The following is a 16284-nucleotide window of genomic DNA, read 5'->3' as shown; positions in this document are numbered from 1 at the left end:
CCCCGCAGGGGAGGGGCCCCGCCATGGTGCGGTATCTGATGTGGCGATTGCTGGATGCGGTTCCGACCATCCTCCTGGTGCTGACGCTGGTGTTCGTCTGCATGCGCATCCTGCCCGGCGATCCGGCGCTGGCGGCGCTGGGCGACAACGCGCTGCCGGACCAGCTCGCGGCGTTCCGCGAGAAGATGGGGCTGAACGTCCCGCTCTGGCAGCAGTACCTCAACTTCCTCGGCGGCGTCCTGACCCTGGATTTCGGGCGGTCGCTGATGAACAACACCTCGGTCCTGCAGCTGCTGATCTACAACCTGCCCTATACGATCGAGCTGACCATCGTGGCGATGGTGATGGGCGTCGTCGCCGGCATCCCGCTCGGGGTGCTGGCGGCGACCCACCGCAACCGCACGGCGGATTCCGGCGTCCGGGTGTTCTCGCTGATCGGCTACGCCATCCCGGACTTCTATCTCGGCGCGCTGCTGCTGATCACCTTCTCGCTCAATCTCGGCTGGTTCCCGATCAATGGCGGCGGCGACGGCTTCGTCGACCGGCTGCACCACATCGTGCTGCCGGCGCTGACCCTGGCCTTCGTCAAGGCAGCCTTCCTCGGACGGCTGACCCGGACCTCGCTGCTCGAGGTGTTCGGCAAGGACTATGTGCGGACGGCGCGGGCCAAGGGCGCCAGCGAGCGCCGCGTCATCTACCGGCACGGGCTGCGCAACGCGCTGCTGCCGCTGTCGACCGGCATGGGGCTCAGCCTGCTGGCGACGCTGTCCGGGTCGGTGGCGATCGAGCTGGTGTTCAACCGGCCCGGCATCGGCAAGCTGCTGATCGGCGCGATCACCGAGCGCGACTACGCCGTCATCCAGGGCGGCGTCATCGTCTTCGCCCTGTTCGTGGTGCTGGTGAACCTGCTGATGGACCTCGTCTACATCGTGGTCGATCCACGGATCCGGGTGACGTGATGGCCGCGATCATCGACACCGCCGAGATCATCGCCCCGGCCCCCAACCGGCTCGCGATCCTGCTTCGGATCATGGTGGGCCGCCCGGCCACCATCTTCGCCGCCCTGATCATCGCGGTCTTCCTGGTGGTGGCGGTGCTGGCGCCCTGGATCGCGCCCTACAACCCGCTGGCGCAGAGCATCCTCAAGATCAACCAGACCCCGTCCTGGGCGCATTGGCTGGGCACCGACCAGTTCGGCCGCGACGTGCTGTCCCGGATGATCTACGGGTCCCGCAACTCGCTGATCTTCGGCCTGCTGTCGCCGGTCCTGGCGGCGATCGTCGGGACCACGCTCGGCGTCGTCGCCGGCTATTTCGGCGGCGCGGTCGACCGCGTCATCTCCCGCCTCGTCGACCTGCTGCTGGCCTTCCCGGAGCTCTTGCTGGCGATCATCATCGCCGCGGCGCTGGGCGGCGGCTTCTGGAACGTGGTCGCGGTGCTGACCGTCGCCTTCGTGCCCGGCTTCGCCCGCGTCGCCCGGGCCCAGACCCTGTCGGTGAAGCAGGAGCCCTATATCGAGGCCGCGGTGGCGGTCGGCGTCAGCACGCCGGTGATCATCTTCCGCCACATCGTGCCGAACATCGCGGCGCCGATCGTGGTGCTGGTGACGCTGTGGGTCGCCTCGGCCATCCGGCTCGAAGCCTCGCTCAGCTTTCTCGGGCTCGGCACCCAGCCGCCGAACCCCAGCTGGGGCAACATCATCCGCGACGGGCTCAACAACCTGTTCGGGTCGCCTTGGCCGATCATCGGCGCCGGCTTCGCCATCACCTGCGTGGTCCTGGCCTTCAACCTGTTCGGCGATGCGGTGCGCGACGCCCTGGACCCGGAGACCGCCCCGTGACCGCGCCCCTGCTCAAGGTCGAGAACCTGGCCGTCGAATTCGGCCCGAAGGCGGCGCCGCTGCGGGTGGTCGACGGCGTCGGCTTCGAGATCCAGGCCGGCGGGTCGCTCGGCATCGTCGGCGAATCCGGCTCCGGCAAGTCGATGACCTCGCTGTCGATCCTGCGCCTGATCCCGGAGCCGCCGGGCCGGATCGCGCAGGGCCGCATCCTGTTCAACGGCGTCGACCTGCTGACCCTGCCGCGGGCGAAGATGCCGGAGATCCGCGGCCGCGACATCGCCATGATCTTCCAGGAGCCGATGAGCTCGCTGAACCCGGTCATGACCATCGGCGACCAGATCGGCGAGGCCATCCTGCTGCATGAGCATGTCAGCCGGGAGGAGCGCCGCCGCAAGACCGTCGAGATGCTGCGGCTGGTCGGCATGCCCGATCCGGAGCGCCGGCTCGGCGCCTATCCGCACCAGTTCTCCGGCGGCATGCGCCAGCGCGTGATGATCGCCATGGCCATCGCCTGCAACCCGAAGCTGCTGATCGCGGACGAACCGACCACGGCGCTGGACGTGACCATCCAGGCCCAGGTGCTGGACCTGATGAAGAAGATCAGGGCCACGCTGAACACGGCGGTGCTGCTGATCTCGCATGACCTCGGCGTCATCGCCGATATCTGCGAGCGGGTGATCGTGATGTATGCCGGCCGGGTGGTCGAGGATGCCGATGTCCGCTCGATCTTCCGGCGGCCGTCGCACCCCTATACCCAGGGGCTGCTGCAGTCGATCCCGCGGCTGAACGACGATCGCCGCCGGCTGTACCAGATCGCCGGCTCGGTGCCCCAGGCCGGCAGCCTCGGCGCCGGCTGCCCGTTCCAGCCGCGCTGCCCATTGCGGGTCGACCGCTGCGCCATCGAGCGGCCGCCGATGTTCGACTTCGGCCCGCAGCACCGGGCCGCCTGCTGGGTCACGGCCGCGGCACTGCCGGCCGTGCCGGCGCCCAGCGCGAGGGCCATGCGATGAGCGAGACCCTGGTCCGGGCGGAGGGGCTGACCAAGACCTTCCAGGATGGCGGCGGCCTCAGCTTCGGGCGGCCGCGCCCCGCGGTGCGCGCGGTCGACGAGGTCTCGCTGGAGATCCGCCGCGGCGAGACCCTGGCACTGGTCGGCGAATCCGGCTGCGGCAAGTCTACGCTCGGCCGGCTGCTGCTGCGGCTGATCGAGCCCAGCGCCGGCCAGGTCTTCGTCGACGGCACCGACCTGACCGGCCTGTCGCGCGGCCAGATGCGGGCGATGCGCCGGCAGGTCCAGATGATCTTCCAGGACCCCTATGGCTCGCTCAGCCCGCGGCGCAGCGTCGCCGACATCGTCGCCGAGCCGCTGGAGGTGTTCGGCCTGGTGCGGTCGCGGAAGGAGCGCCGCGACAAGGTGGCGGAGCTGCTGCGCCAGGTCGGGCTGCCGCCTTCCACCATGGACCGCTATCCGCGCCAGTTCTCCGGCGGCCAGCGCCAGCGCATCGGCATCGCCCGCGCGATCTCGCTCGACCCCGCCTTCATCGTGGCGGACGAGCCGGTCTCCGCCCTCGACGTCTCGATCCAGGCCCAGATCGTCAACCTGCTGCAGGACCTGCAGGAGCAAAAGAACCTGTCCTACCTGTTCATCGCCCATGACCTGGCGGTGGTGCGCCACATCGCCGACCGGGTCGCGGTGATGTATCTCGGGCGGATCGTCGAGACCGGGCCGAAGGCGGCGGTCTACGGCGCGCCGCACCACCCCTACACCCAGGCGCTGCTGTCGGCCGCGCCGGAGCCGGATCCGGACCGGCCGCAGAAGCGCATCATCCTGCAGGGCGACGTGCCGAGCCCGTCGGCGGCGCCCTCCGGCTGCAGCTTTCGCACCCGCTGCCCGCTGGCGCAGGAGGTCTGCGCCCGCGAGCGGCCGCCGCTGGCGCCGGTCGGCAACGGCCATCTCGCCGCCTGCCACTTCGCCAAGGCCAACCCGATCCCGATCTGAGGGCGCCCGCACGATCACTCCCGGAAAACTAAAAAGCAGCCGGCACGATCGGGGCTGCCACCTCGGGTGTCGTTCTCGGACCGCAGGACGCGCGCTCGATGATGCGGCCCGTGATCTGCACGCGCACGGAAATGTCGGCCGGGATGCGCCCGTTGATCCGGTCGTCGAGCAGGCGCACGCAGGCGGCCCCCATCTGCTGGCCGAAGACCTTGACGGTGGTCAGCTGGGGCGAGATCTGGGTGGCGGCGGAGTAATCCCCGAAGCCGACGACCGAGGCGTCCTCCGGGATCCGGTAGCCGAGCCGCATCAGCTCCGACATCACCGTCAGCGCGAGCCCGTCATGGGCGCAGAAGAAGGCGGTCGGGTGGAACCCGTCCGCATGCGCGGCGCGCAGGTGCTCGGTGAAGCGAATGTCCGCATCGAACTTCATCTCCCGGAACTCCACGTCGGCATGCCTCTCCAGGACTTCCCGGACGCCGTAGAAGCGCTCGACACGCCCGCGGTAGCCGGGTGTCCCGTGCACATAGACGATGCGGCGGTGACCGAGGGTCACCAGGTAGTTTGCGACGGCGGAGCCGGCCTCATGATCGGTGCCGCCGACATGGTCGGCCTGTTCGAGCGGCTCGAGCCAGCCCTGCCGTACGATCGGCTTGCCCAGCGCATAGGCCCGGGCGAAGCCCTCGCGGCCATGCGGTCCGACCAGAACGGCGCCGCTGCACGACCGCACGATGGCCTGGATTTCGTCGGGCCGATGGGTCCAGCTCATGTTGAGGCGATAGCCCAGTCTTTGGGCCTCCGACTGGGCGCCGTTCTGGATCAGCAGGTGCAGCTCGCTGTTGATGAGATCGGTGTCGTGGAAGATCACCCCGAGGGTGAGCGAGTCCGGCTCGGTGCTGGGACGCGCATAGCCGAGTTCCGCCGCCACCTGCTGCACGCGGCGACGCGTCTCGTCGGACACCCCGCTTTTGCCGGCAAGAGAGCGCGATACCGCGAATTTCGACAGGCCCGTGCGTTGCGCGATGATTGCCAGCGTGACCTTGGCCATTGCCGATCCTGTGTCCCAGCCCCGGTCCGTTCTAGCACCGGGACATAACGAGACATAAAGGTTTTGTTCAACTTGCTTCCGGATCTTTCCCAGGAAGGCAGGGCCTTGTGGGTTGCTTCATCGACAACGATCAAGCTGAGAGACGATTTTTTTGGGCATAACGCTTTACCTAACAAAAGGACTTATGAGAGCCTTCGTTTGTCACGGCCACTTCCATAACCGGCCGGGCAGGGAGGAGGAAATCAAGATGGTGAGATTGAGCCGCAGGGCTTTCATCGCCACCGGTTCCGCCGTCGCCGGATCGCTGGTGCTGCCCAGATTTGTCCGAGCCGCCGAGATCAAGGAAACAGCCTTCCTGAAGGACCAGGTGGCTGCCGGCAAGCTGCCTCCCGCAGCGCAGCGACTGCCGGGCAATCCGCTGGTCGTCACGCCGCTGGAGCGCGCCGGCCAGCAGGGCGGCGACTGGAAGCACGCCCTGGTCGGCGGCGGGTCGCTGTCGATGGTGGTCCGGTATCAGGCCTATGAGCCGCTCGTCCGCTTCAATCCAGACTGGTCGGGCCTGGTCGAGAACGCGGCCGAGTCCTGGAGCGTCAATGCCGACGCCACCGAATACACCTTCCGCCTGCGCAAGGGCCACCGATGGTCGGATGGGCATCCGTTCACGACCGAGGATGTCCAGTTCTGGTACGACGCCTTCTTCACCGACAAGGACACCAACACCGGCGGCAACAGCTGGTGGTTTGCCGACGGCAAGCCGGCCCGCATCGAGGTGATCGACGAGACGACGTTCAAGGTCGTCTTCCCGTCGCCCAACGGCTTCTTCGTGCAGAACCTCGCCTGGGCGCAGCAGGACCAGCTGACGCGCACGCCGAAGCATTACCTGCAGCAGTTTCACGCCCGCTACAATCCGGATGCCGACAAGCTCGCCAAGGAAAGGGGGCTCGAAAGCTGGATCGCGCTGTTCCAGCGCGAGATCGGCCTGGCCGACGACAACACCTTCTTCCAGAACCCGAGCCGGCCGACGCTCAACGCCTGGATGTTCATGGTGGCGCCGGGGCAGAGCACCGAGCAGGCGCTGGCGGTCCGCAATCCCTATTACTTCAAGGTCGATCCGGAGGGCACCCAGCTGCCCTATTTCGACCGCGTCGTCTATCAGATGGTCGCTGATCCCGAAGTCCTGCTGCTGAAGGTGCTGCAGGGCGAGATCGACATGATGGACCAGTACATCGCCACGCCCGCGAACAAGCCGGTCCTGTTCGACGGCCAGGAGAAGGGCGGCTACGGCTTCTATACTCTGAAGGAGACCGCCGCCAATGTGATGGTCTTCCAGCTCAACCTCAACCACACCGATCCGGTCAAGAACAAGCTGTTCAACACCAAGGAGTTCCGCCAGGCACTCTCGATCTCCGTCGACCGGCAGGCGCTGATCGACGCCGTGTTCGTCGGGCAGGGTGAGCCGGCGCAGGCCTCGATCCGGCCCGGCGACCCGCTCTATGTCGAGCGGCTGGCCAAGGATTTTACGCAGTACGATCCCGACGCGGCCAATGCAATGCTGGACAAGATCGTCCCGAACAAGGACGGGGACGGCTATCGGCTCGACGAGTCCGGGCGGCGGTTGACGGTCATCTTCGAGCTCGACCAGACCCGCACCACCTTCCTCGACATGTTCCAACTGGTGGTTCCCATGTTCCAGGCCGTGGGCATCGACGCCCAGGTGCGCAGCATGGACCGCTCCCTCTGGGAGACGCGCGTGCGCCGCGGGCGCGACTTCGATGCGACGGCGCATCAGTTCGGGGCGAACAGCGGCATCGCCGCCATGCTCGATGCCCGCTACTTCGTGCCGTTCTCGACCAACTCGCTCTTTGCGCCCGCCTGGTCGCTCTATTATCTCGACCCGAAGAATCCCGATGCGGTCGAGCCGCCGCCGGACGTCAAGGCGCAGCAGGATCTCTACAAGAAGCTGCTGGCCACGGGCGATCCCGAGCAGCAGAAGACGCTGATGCGGCAGATCCTGGAGAACGCCGCGGATCTGTTCATGACCTTCGGCGTCAGCCTGCCGCCGGACGGCTACGGCATCGTCAAGACCAACATGGTGAACGTCCCAAAGACCATGCCGAACTCCTTCGGCTGGCCGACCCCGGGTCCCGCGCGGCCGGAGCAGTTCTTCAAGGCCTGACCGGCGCCCTTCGTTGCACCTTTCGACCGACACACAGGAAGCGAGACATGCTGCAGACCGTTGCGCCGTCGGCCGGAGGCCTGAGGACAGCCGACTGGTACAGGTCGGCGACGCGCTGGACGCAGCTCACGCTGGCCGAGGACGATCCCATCCGCTTCGACCCGGAGTTCTGGATCGACCTGTTCCGGCGCAGCAAGTCGAACGCGACCTGCCTCAGCGCTGGCGGCTACATCGCCTATTATCCTTCCAAGGTGCCGTTCCATTATGTGAGCCGGTATCTGGGTGACACCGACCCCTTCGGCACGCTGGTCGAGGGTGCCCGGCGCCTCGGCATGCACGTCATGGCGCGGGTCGATCCCCATGCCGTCCACCAGGATGCGGCCGATGCCCATCCGGAGTGGATCGCGGTCGACAAGGACGGCAACCGGCGCCGCCACTGGGCCTATCCGAGCGTCTGGGTCACCTGCGCCTATAGCGACTATAATTTCAAGTTCATGCCGGACGTGCTGCGTGAGATCACGCGCGGCTACGACATCGACGCGATCTTCGCCAATCGCTGGCAGGGGCACGGCGTCTGTTACTGCGAGACCTGCCGGCGGAACTTCCGCGACGCGTCCGGCCACGACCTGCCGCTCGACGCCAATCCCGAGGATCCGGCCTGGCTGGCCTGGACGGCCTGGCGGCGCACGGTGCTGAGCCGCCTCGTGATCGAATGGGACGAGGCGATGAAGGCGATCAAGCCGAACACCAGCTTCATCCCCAACATGGGCAGCGTCTCGTTGATGGAGTTCGACCTGAAGCTGATCGAACGGCACTGTCCTTTCCTCGTTGTCGACGACCAGGGCCGGCGCGGCACCGAGCCGGTCTGGATGTCCGGCCGCAACGGCAAGCGGATGCGGGCGACCTTCCGCGAGCGCCCGGCGGTCCTGATCACCTCGATCGGGCCGGAGGAGAAGTACCGTTGGAAGGATGCGGTGACCACGGGCCCGGAGATCCGGTCGTGGATGCTCGACGGCGTGGTCCAGGGCATGCTGCCGTGGTTCACCAAGTTCAACGGCGTGGTGCCGGACAAGCGCTGGGTCGGGCCGGTCGTCGAGAGCTTCGGCCTGCACGCCGCGCTGGAGCCGGTCCTGTCGGCGACGCGGCCGGCGGCGGAGATCGCCATCCTGGACCCGGCCACCACCCTGCGGCACCACGGGCCGGAGACGCGCAAGGAGGCGGAGGCCGACGATCTCGGCTTCTACCAGGCGCTGGTCGAGGAGAAGCTGCCCTTCGAAATGCTGTCGGACCAGGCGATGACGCCCGAGCGGCTGGACCGGTTCAAGGTCGTGATCCTGGCCAACGCGACCTGCCTGTCCGACGCGCAATGCGCCGCGCTGGAGGCCTATGTCGCCCGCGGCGGCAGCGTGGTCGCGGCCCATGAGACCTCGACGCGCGACGAGAACAACCGCCCGCGCGGGACCCTGGCGCTGGGCGGCCTGCTCGGCGTGACGGTGACGAAGCCGTCCCGGGGGCCGGTGCAGAACAGCTATGTCGCGGTCAACGGCCGCCATCCGATCGCCGAGGGCTATGGGGGGGCGACGCGCATCATCGGCGGCACGCATCTGACCGCCATAGAGGCTGCGGCCGATGCCGAGGTGCCGTTCCTCACCGTGCCGGATTTTCCGGACCTGCCGATGGAGGAAGTCTATCCACGCGAGGCGCCGCAGGGGGCCGCGGTGGTGGCCCGGCAGCATCCGGGCGGGGGGCGCACCGTCTACATCCCCTGGAACATCGGCGGGATCTTCTGGGAGGTGCTCGCCGCCGACCACCAGCGGCTGATCGCCAACGCGGTCCGATGGGCGCTGGGCAAGCGGCCGGATGTCGAGGTGACCGGGCGGTCGGTGCTGGATGTCGCTTTGCGCGAGGGCGAGGATGGGCTCGTGGTCGCGCTGCAGAACCTGACCAACCCGATGATGATGAAGGGGCCGACGCGGGAGATCTATCCCGTCGGGCGGCAGGAGGTTTCGGTGGCGATCCCCGCCGGCCGCTCTTTCGCCGAGGCGCGGCTGCTCGTGGCCGGGGCGAAGGCGGAGGCGCGGGTGGAGGCAGGCCGGGTGACGGTGACAGTGCCGGGGATCGACCTGATCGAGGCCGTGCACATCACCTGGGCCTGAACAGGAGAGGAGGCGCGGGCGGACATGCTGCGCTATGCCATCAAGCGCCTGATCTACATGGTCCCGACCCTGTTCGGGATGTCGATCATCGCGTTCCTGATCATCCAGCTTCCGCCGGGCGACTATCTCACCTCGATGATCGCCATGATGACGGATTCCGGCCAGAACGTGGATCCGGCGCAGGTGGCGCGGCTCAGGGAGATCTACGGCTTCGACGATCCCGTCTGGCTCCAGTACTGGAAGTGGATGAGCGGCATCCTGTTCCGCGGCGATTTCGGCTATTCCTTCGAATGGAACCGGCCGGTCGCCGACCTGATCTGGGAACGCATGGGCTCGACGCTGGCGATCTCGTTGGCCTCGCTGCTCTTCGTCTGGGCCGTCTCGCTGCCGATCGGCATCTATTCCGCCATGCGCCGCCATTCGCTCGGCGACTACGGCTTCACCTTCCTCGGCTTTCTCGGTCTCGCAGTGCCGAACTTCATCCTGGCGCTGACGCTGATGTATCTCTCCTACAAGTATTTCGGCCAGAGCGTCGGCGGGCTTTACTCGCCCGAATATATCGATGCCCCGTGGTCCTGGGCCAAGATCGGCGACCTCGCCGCGCATCTGTGGATCCCGATCATCATCATCGGCACGCACGGCACCGCGGCGCTGATCCGGATTCTGCGGGCCAATCTCAGCGACGAGCTGAACAAGCCCTATGTGATCACCGCCAAGGCCAAGGGCCTGCCCGAATACCGCGCGGTGCTGCGCTATCCCGTGCGCATCGCGCTGAACCCCTTCGTCTCGGCCATCGGCTGGGTGCTGCCGGAGCTGATTTCGGGGGCCACCATCGTGGCCATCGTGCTCAACCTGCCGACGGCCGGGCCGCTGCTGCTCCGGGCCCTGATCTCGCAGGACATGTACCTGGCCGGCAGCTTCATCCTGCTGATGGGCGTGCTGACGCTGATCGGGATGCTGGTCTCCGACATCCTTCTCGCGCTGCTCGATCCACGGATCCGGTTCACCTGATGAGCGAGCACATCTTCATCGACGGGCCGGCGGAGACGGCACCCGCCGTCACCCTGCTGAAGCCAAAGACCAACGGGGGCGAGATCGCCGCCGCCGGGCAGTGGGCGCTGATCTGGCGGCGCTTCGCCCGCAACAGGGTGGCGGTCGCGTCGGGGATCGTCATCGTCATCTTCTATCTCGTCGGCGCCTTCGCGGAGTTCCTGGCTCCGGCGCTGCCCGATGCCGCGCGGCCGCAATTCACCAATGCGCCGCCGCAGAAGATCCGGTTCTTCGCGGCCGAGCCCGACGGCGGCTCGCGTTTCCTGCCGCATGTGACCGGCTACTCCATGCAGTTGGACCAGGCCTCGCTCCGCCGCACCTATGTCACGGACGAGGCCAAGGTCGTGCCGATCGGCTTCTTCGTGAAGGGTCCGGCCTATCGGTTGTGGGGCCTGATCCCGATGGACCGGCATCTCATCGGTCCGGTGCGGCCGGGCGACACGATGTATCTGCTCGGCACTGACAAGCTCGGCCGGGACCTGCTGAGCCGGCTGATCTACGGCACCCGTGTCTCCATGTCGATCGGGCTGATCGGCGTCTGCATCAGCCTGCTGCTCGGCGTCACCCTCGGCAGTCTCTCCGGCTTCTACGGCGGGGCGGTGGACATGGTTGTCCAGCGCATCATCGAGGTGATCAGCGCGATGCCGACCATCCCGCTCTGGCTGGGGCTGGCGGCCGCGATCCCGCTCACCTGGTCGCCGCTCCAGGTCTATTTCGTCATCACCCTCATCGTCTCGCTGTTCGGGTGGACCGGGCTGGCGCGCGAGGTGCGCGGCCGGTTCTACGCCCTGCGGGGCGAGGACTTCGTCACCGCCGCGTGGCTGGACGGGTCGGGCGAGCGCCGGCTGATCTTCCGGCACATCCTGCCCTCGCTCACCAGCCACATCCTCGCGGTGGTGACGCTCGCGGTCCCGACCATGATCGTGGCGGAAACGGCGCTGTCCTTCCTCGGCATCGGGCTGAAGCCGCCGGTGGTCTCCTGGGGCGTGCTGCTGCAGGAGGCGCAGAACGTGCGCACCATCGCCGGCGCGCCATGGCTTCTGGTCTGGCCGGCCGGCGCCGTGGTGCTGGCGGTGCTGGCTTTCAACTTCCTCGGCGACGGCCTGCGCGACGCCGCCGACCCCTACGATTCATGATGGGGGCGGCGATGGGACTGATGACGGCGGACCGGCCCGCCGCGGACGCCGACAAGGCCGATGTGGTGCTGCGGGTCGAAGGGCTCAGCCTCGACTTCAACCTGCGCACCCATATCCTCCATGCGGCGCGGGAGGTCAGCTTCGAGCTGAAGCGCGGCAGGACGCTCTGCCTCGTCGGCGAAAGCGGCTCGGGCAAGAGCGTGACTGCGCGGGCGCTGCTGCGCATCGTCGACCGCAAAGGACGGATCGCCGGTGGCCGCATCCTGCTGCGGAGGGATGGTAGCGAGATCGACATCGCCGGGCTCAAGGAACGCAGCCCGGAACTGCTGAAGATCCGGGGCGGGCGGATCGGCCTGGTCTTCCAGGAGCCGATGAGCTCGCTTTCGCCCGTGCACACGATCGGCTCGCAGATCGTGGAGGCGCTGCGGCTGCACCGCCGGCTCGGCAAGCGGGCCGCGCGCGACGCTGCCATCGAGCTGCTGCGCCAGGTCGAGATCCCGCATCCCGACCGGATGGTCGATCGCTACACCTTCGAATTTTCCGGCGGCATGCGGCAGCGGGCGATGATCGCCATGGCGCTGGCCTGCGACCCCGACATCCTGATCGCCGACGAGCCCACGACCGCGCTGGACGTGACCACCCAGGCCGAGATTCTCGACCTGATCAAACGGCTGCAGGACAGCCGCGGCATGGCGATGCTGCTGATCACGCACGACATGGGGCTGGTCGCCGAGATCGCCGACGAGGTCGCGGTGATGCATTACGGCCGCATCGTCGAGCGCGGCAGCGCCGACGACATCTTCCACGACCCGCAGCACCCCTACACCCGCGCGCTCCTGAATGCGACGGTGAAGCTGGAGGACAGCCGGCGCGCGCTGACGAGGCCGGCGGCCGTCGAACCGGTCGAGGCGGCGCCGGTGCTGTCGCTGCGCAACGTGTCGAAGGTGTATGGCCGCGGCGACCATGCGGTCACGGCGGTGGACGATGTCAGCCTGGATCTCCTCCCGGGAGAAAATCTCGGCATCGTCGGCGAGAGCGGCTCGGGCAAGACCACGCTCGGCCGGCTGATCCTGCGGACGATCGAGCCCAGCGCCGGCCGCATCACCTATGTCGACGGCGACGGGCGGCCGGTGGAGGTGACGGGGCTCGGCAAGCCGGGGCTCAAGGCGTTCCACCGCGACGTGCGGCTGGTGTTCCAGGACCCCTTCGCCTCGCTGAACCCGCGGATGACGGTCAAGCAGATCATCGGCGACCCGCTCTATGTCAGCCGGACGGCGCGCGGCGCGGCCCTGACGAAGCGCGTCGCCGAGCTCATGGACCTGGTCGGGCTCGACCCGCTCGCCATGGAGCGCTATCCGCACGCCTTCTCGGGCGGGCAGCGGCAGCGCATCGGCATCGCCCGCGCCCTCGCGCTCGACCCGCGCATCGTCATCGCCGACGAGGCGACGGCGGCGCTCGACGTCTCGATCCGCTCGCAGATCCTCGACCTGCTGCTCGAGCTGCAGCGGCGGCTGAGCCTGAGCTTCGTCTTCATCTCGCACGACATCTCGGTGGTCCGCTATTTCTGCGACCGGGTCGCGGTCATGCATCGCGGGCGGCTGGTGGAGTTGGGCCCGGCCGAGGAGATCTGCACCACGCCGCGCGAACCCTACACCCGCAGCCTGATCTCGGCCGTGCCAAGCCCCGATCCCCGCCGGAAACGCATGATGCACCGCACCCGATTCACCCCCGAGGAAGCGTTGGCCCGCAAGACGAGCTAGCGCCCGAGGGATCATCACGCCGCCGGTTGACGCGGCGGGCGCAGGTTGCGCCCGCCGAAGGACGAGTATTGCGCGAGAGGAGCGCCCCATGCCCACGGACAAGGTCCCGCAGATCCCCTTCGGAGCGGTCTATTTCCGCAAGTCCAACCCGCCGCCGGAGGATTGGCAGCGGGACTACCGGACGGCCGCGGAGGACGGGCTCAATACCTTCCGCCATTGGTTCATGTGGAGCGTCATCGAGCGCCGTCCCGGAGTGTATGACTGGGACGATTACGACCGGCAGATGGATCTGGCGGCCGAGAACGGCCTCAAGACCATCATTGCCGAGCTGACCCATACGGTTCCCGATTGGGCCTACCGCAAATTTGCCCATGCCCGGCAGGTCCGGATGGACGGGCGCCCGCTCACCTCGAATATGGGCGTCAGCGCGGCGGTGGGCGGCTTCGCCAACAATGGCGGCGGGGCAGGGGCGCTGACCATGAACTGCCCGGAGGTGAAGGAGGCGGCCGGCGCCTTCCTGACGGCGCTCGCCACCCGCTACAAGGGGCATCCGGCGCTGCTCGGCTATGATGTCTGGAATGAGGTCAACTACGCTGCCGATGTCGACTATTCGGATCACGCCAAGGCCGCCTTCCGCGACTGGCTGAGGCGGAAATACGGCGACCTCGAGACGCTGGCGCAAGCATGGCACCGCTACTCCTATGCCGAATGGGAGGACATCGAGCCGCCGGCCGAGATCGCCGCCTATCCAGAAGGCCTCGATTGGATCGACTTCCGGCGGGACAATTTCTACGGCCAGATGCAGTGGCGCATCGACACGATCCGCGCGGTCGACCAGGACTGCCTGATCGCCGCGCACGGCATCGCCGGCGCCATTCCCAACATGGCCGCGAATGGCTGCGACGATTGGCTGGCGGCCTCGAAGGTCGAGATCTACGGCATGACCTGGGTGCCTGCGCGCAAGGGCAACCAGCCCTGGCGCAATTTCTATGGAGCGGACCTCACGCGGGCGGCATCCCGGGGCAAACCGTGGTGGCATGCGGAGCGGCAGGGCGGCCCGCTCTGGCTGCAGCCGCAGGTGCTCGGCCGCGACAAGGAGGATGGCCGCGTCGCCGAGCCGGAGGACATCCGCGTCTGGACGATGACCTCCTTCGCCGCCGGCGCGACCGGTGTCCTCAACCTGCGCTGGCGGCCGCTGCTCGACGGGCCGCTGTTCGGCGCCTTCGGCTCCTACGCGATGGACGGCTCGCGGACGCCGCGCTCCGACATGGCGAGCGCGATCGCGAAATGGGCGAACGCGCCGGAGCAGAAGGACGTGTTCGCGGCGCGGCCGGTGAAGGGTGATATCGGCCTCCTGGTCATCCCGGAAGCCCAGGCCTGGGACCTTCTGCTCAACCACCGCCACCGGCCCGAGACCTATGCCGAGGCGATGTGGGGCGCCTATCGCGGCTTCTTCGACAACGGCATCCAGGCGGACTGGGTGCATGTCGACGACATCGAAGCTTATGAAACGATCTACGCGCCGTACCCGATCATGCTGACGGCGGCACATGCGCAGAAGCTGGCCCGCTGGGTGGAAGCGGGCGGCACCCTCATCAGCGAGGCCTGCATCGGCTATTTCGGTGACCGCGGCAAGGTCGGCATCGTGCAGCCGAACCACGGGTTGGACCGTGTCTTCGGGGTGCGGGAGCACGAGGTCGAGTTCATGCCCGACATCGGCGACCGCATCCGCTTCGCCTATGCCGGCCGCACCGTGACGGGCGGCGGGTTCCTGCAGAGCTACACGCTGGAGGGCGGGACCGAGCGCGGCCGGTTCGCCGACGGGCGGCTTGCGATGGTCGAGCACACCCATGGTCGCGGGCGGACCCTGCTGGTCGGCGCTCATCCGGGAATCGGCTACTTCAAGACCTCGGGCGAGGCGAACCGGAGCTACTTTGCCGACGTCTTCATCTGGACCGGCAGAGAGCAGCATGTCCGGCTCTCGAACAGCGCGATTCAGGCCAGGCTGCATGAGGGCGAAGCGGGCAAGATGCTCTGGGTGGTGAACCCGACGCGTGAGACCCAGCGTTCGACGGTCACGCTCGCAAGCCGGTACGGGACGCTCCGTTTCGGCGAGACTCATTGGGCGGCCGAAAGCGCCCGGTTCAGGGATGGCGAAGTGGTGCTCCCGCCACGAGACGCTCTGGTGGTCCGGCTCGTCTAATTGCAAATCGGAGTGCTACGGAGGCCTGCCTCGACACGGTGGACGGTCAAGGATGCGCTCCTGCAGCCAGCGGAGCCTTGGGCTCAGCCGGTCACGTAGCCGCCGTCGACCGGGATGTCGGCGCCGGTCAGGAAGGCGGCGGCGGGGGAGGCGAGGAACAGGGCGGTGCCGACAAGGTCCTCGGCCTCGCCCCAGCGCTTCAGCGCCGAGCGGGCGGCGATCCGCGCCGCCGCCTCCGGGTCCGACCACAGCGGCCTGGTCATGTCGGTGCGGTGGTAGCCGGGCGAGATGGCGTTGACCCGGATGCCCTCCGGCCCGAAGGCATGGGCCAGATGCCGGGTCAGCCCGACCACGCCGGTCTTGCTGGCGCCATAGGCAGGGACGCTGGGATCGGCCAGGTAGCTCAGCATCGACGCGAAGTTGATGATGCTGCCGCGGCTGGCCGCCAGATGCAGCCGCGCCGCCATCGACAGGCGCATGACGCTGTGCAGGTTGACCTCGATCACCTCGAGATAGGTGGCCTCGGTGAACTCCGCCTCCGGCCGGGCGATGCCGGCGGCGTTGACCAGGATGTCGAGGCCGGGCAAGGCGCCGACGAAGGCGGCGATCGCCGCCGGGTCGCGCACGTCCAGCGTGGCGAAGCGGATGCCGTCGTTACGGCCGTCGGCCCGCGCCGCCGCAAGCTTGGCCTCCGAGCTGCCGGTGGCGGTCACCTCGGCCCCGACATCGCGGAAGCCGCGGGCTACGGCCAGGCCGATGCCGCTGGACGCGCCGGACACCAGCACGCGTTTGCCGGCGAAGAGGTCCGGCCGGAAGGTTGCGTTGATTTCGTCCACGATGGTCTCCGGTTGGTCGTCGATCGGTTCAATCAGACAGATGACGCGGCAAAAGCCATTCCCTTGCAGGTCATGGCCGCTCT

Annotated in this window: 12 protein-coding genes; 10 read left to right on the top strand and 2 right to left on the bottom strand. The window is 67.9% G+C overall.

The window, feature by feature from the left end; genetic code table 11:
* Positions 1–23: 23 nt before the first annotated feature.
* Genes QFZ27_RS34530 through QFZ27_RS34515 form a run of 4 tightly spaced genes read left to right on the top strand, consistent with a single transcriptional unit; the run spans position 24 to position 3839 of the window.
* Entirely contained in the window at positions 24–959 is a 936-nt protein-coding gene (locus tag QFZ27_RS34530) for an ABC transporter permease (protein WP_429231088.1), read from the top strand.
* Positions 959–1840, top strand: coding sequence for an ABC transporter permease (locus QFZ27_RS34525; RefSeq protein ID WP_429231086.1), 882 nt, complete (start codon positions 959–961; stop codon positions 1838–1840). The genes QFZ27_RS34530 and QFZ27_RS34525 overlap by 1 nt, the downstream gene beginning before the upstream one ends.
* Complete coding sequence (locus QFZ27_RS34520) at positions 1837–2850, top strand: ABC transporter ATP-binding protein (protein ID WP_429231084.1); 1014 nt, start codon at positions 1837–1839, stop codon at positions 2848–2850. The genes QFZ27_RS34525 and QFZ27_RS34520 overlap by 4 nt, the downstream gene beginning before the upstream one ends.
* Complete coding sequence (locus QFZ27_RS34515; RefSeq protein WP_429231082.1) at positions 2847–3839, top strand: ABC transporter ATP-binding protein; 993 nt, start codon at positions 2847–2849, stop codon at positions 3837–3839. Before QFZ27_RS34520 ends, QFZ27_RS34515 begins: the two co-directional genes overlap by 4 nt.
* A 28-nt stretch (positions 3840–3867) precedes the next feature.
* Here QFZ27_RS34515 and QFZ27_RS34510 read toward each other — a convergent pair whose 3' ends face one another.
* Positions 3868–4884, bottom strand: a complete 1017-nt coding sequence (locus QFZ27_RS34510; protein WP_429231080.1) for a LacI family DNA-binding transcriptional regulator — start codon at positions 4882–4884, stop codon at positions 3868–3870.
* A gap of 247 nt (positions 4885–5131) precedes the next feature.
* Between QFZ27_RS34510 and QFZ27_RS34505 the strand changes: the two genes are divergently transcribed.
* The 6 genes from QFZ27_RS34505 (at position 5132) to QFZ27_RS34480 (ending at position 15365) form a co-directional block, all read left to right on the top strand.
* Positions 5132–7060 carry an ABC transporter substrate-binding protein gene (locus tag QFZ27_RS34505; RefSeq protein ID WP_429231078.1) on the top strand — a complete coding sequence of 643 codons (1929 nt, stop codon included), beginning with the start codon at positions 5132–5134 and terminating at the stop codon, positions 7058–7060.
* Between the two features lie 47 nt (positions 7061–7107).
* The gene (locus QFZ27_RS34500; RefSeq protein WP_429231076.1) at positions 7108–9216 is read left to right on the top strand and encodes an alpha-amylase family protein; all 2109 of its coding nucleotides are present in this window, start codon (positions 7108–7110) and stop codon (positions 9214–9216) included.
* Between the two features lie 24 nt (positions 9217–9240).
* Positions 9241–10227 (top strand): ABC transporter permease, encoded by a 987-nt coding sequence (locus tag QFZ27_RS34495; protein WP_429231074.1) that lies wholly within the window; start codon positions 9241–9243, stop codon positions 10225–10227.
* Positions 10227–11402: an ABC transporter permease gene (locus tag QFZ27_RS34490; protein ID WP_429231072.1), complete on the top strand. Its 1176-nt coding sequence runs from the start codon at positions 10227–10229 to the stop codon at positions 11400–11402. Before QFZ27_RS34495 ends, QFZ27_RS34490 begins: the two co-directional genes overlap by 1 nt.
* A gap of 11 nt (positions 11403–11413) precedes the next feature.
* On the top strand, positions 11414–13162 hold the full coding sequence (locus tag QFZ27_RS34485; protein WP_429231070.1) for an ABC transporter ATP-binding protein: 1749 nt from the start codon (positions 11414–11416) through the stop codon (positions 13160–13162).
* 88 nt (positions 13163–13250) lie between these two features.
* Positions 13251–15365 (top strand): beta-galactosidase, encoded by a 2115-nt coding sequence (locus tag QFZ27_RS34480; RefSeq protein WP_429231068.1) that lies wholly within the window; start codon positions 13251–13253, stop codon positions 15363–15365.
* An 83-nt stretch (positions 15366–15448) separates the two neighbouring features.
* Here QFZ27_RS34480 and QFZ27_RS34475 read toward each other — a convergent pair whose 3' ends face one another.
* Positions 15449–16201 carry an SDR family NAD(P)-dependent oxidoreductase gene (locus QFZ27_RS34475; RefSeq protein ID WP_429231066.1) on the bottom strand — a complete coding sequence of 251 codons (753 nt, stop codon included), beginning with the start codon at positions 16199–16201 and terminating at the stop codon, positions 15449–15451.
* Between the last annotated feature and the right edge of the window lie 83 nt (positions 16202–16284).

Origin of the sequence: Inquilinus ginsengisoli (genome assembly GCF_050434925.1) — a bacterium.
Classification (GTDB): Bacteria; Pseudomonadota; Alphaproteobacteria; order DSM-16000; family Inquilinaceae; genus Inquilinus; species Inquilinus ginsengisoli_B.
The sequence above is the reverse complement of the archived record's forward strand: the minus strand, read 5'-3'. Positions and strand labels throughout refer to the sequence as shown.

What these genes read in the sequence shown, in the direction of transcription:
- QFZ27_RS34530 (WP_429231088.1), top strand. Translation starts at nt 24, where the DNA reads ATGGTGCGGTATCTGATGTGGCGATTGCTGGATGCGGTTCCGACCATC.
- QFZ27_RS34525 (WP_429231086.1), top strand. Translation starts at nt 959, where the DNA reads ATGGCCGCGATCATCGACACCGCCGAGATCATCGCCCCGGCCCCCAAC.
- QFZ27_RS34515 (WP_429231082.1), top strand. Translation starts at nt 2,847, where the DNA reads ATGAGCGAGACCCTGGTCCGGGCGGAGGGGCTGACCAAGACCTTCCAG.
- QFZ27_RS34510 (WP_429231080.1), bottom strand. Translation starts at nt 4,884, where the DNA reads ATGGCCAAGGTCACGCTGGCAATCATCGCGCAACGCACGGGCCTGTCG.
- QFZ27_RS34505 (WP_429231078.1), top strand. Translation starts at nt 5,132, where the DNA reads ATGGTGAGATTGAGCCGCAGGGCTTTCATCGCCACCGGTTCCGCCGTC.
- QFZ27_RS34500 (WP_429231076.1), top strand. Translation starts at nt 7,108, where the DNA reads ATGCTGCAGACCGTTGCGCCGTCGGCCGGAGGCCTGAGGACAGCCGAC.
- QFZ27_RS34495 (WP_429231074.1), top strand. Translation starts at nt 9,241, where the DNA reads ATGCTGCGCTATGCCATCAAGCGCCTGATCTACATGGTCCCGACCCTG.
- QFZ27_RS34490 (WP_429231072.1), top strand. Translation starts at nt 10,227, where the DNA reads ATGAGCGAGCACATCTTCATCGACGGGCCGGCGGAGACGGCACCCGCC.
- QFZ27_RS34485 (WP_429231070.1), top strand. Translation starts at nt 11,414, where the DNA reads ATGGGACTGATGACGGCGGACCGGCCCGCCGCGGACGCCGACAAGGCC.
- QFZ27_RS34480 (WP_429231068.1), top strand. Translation starts at nt 13,251, where the DNA reads ATGCCCACGGACAAGGTCCCGCAGATCCCCTTCGGAGCGGTCTATTTC.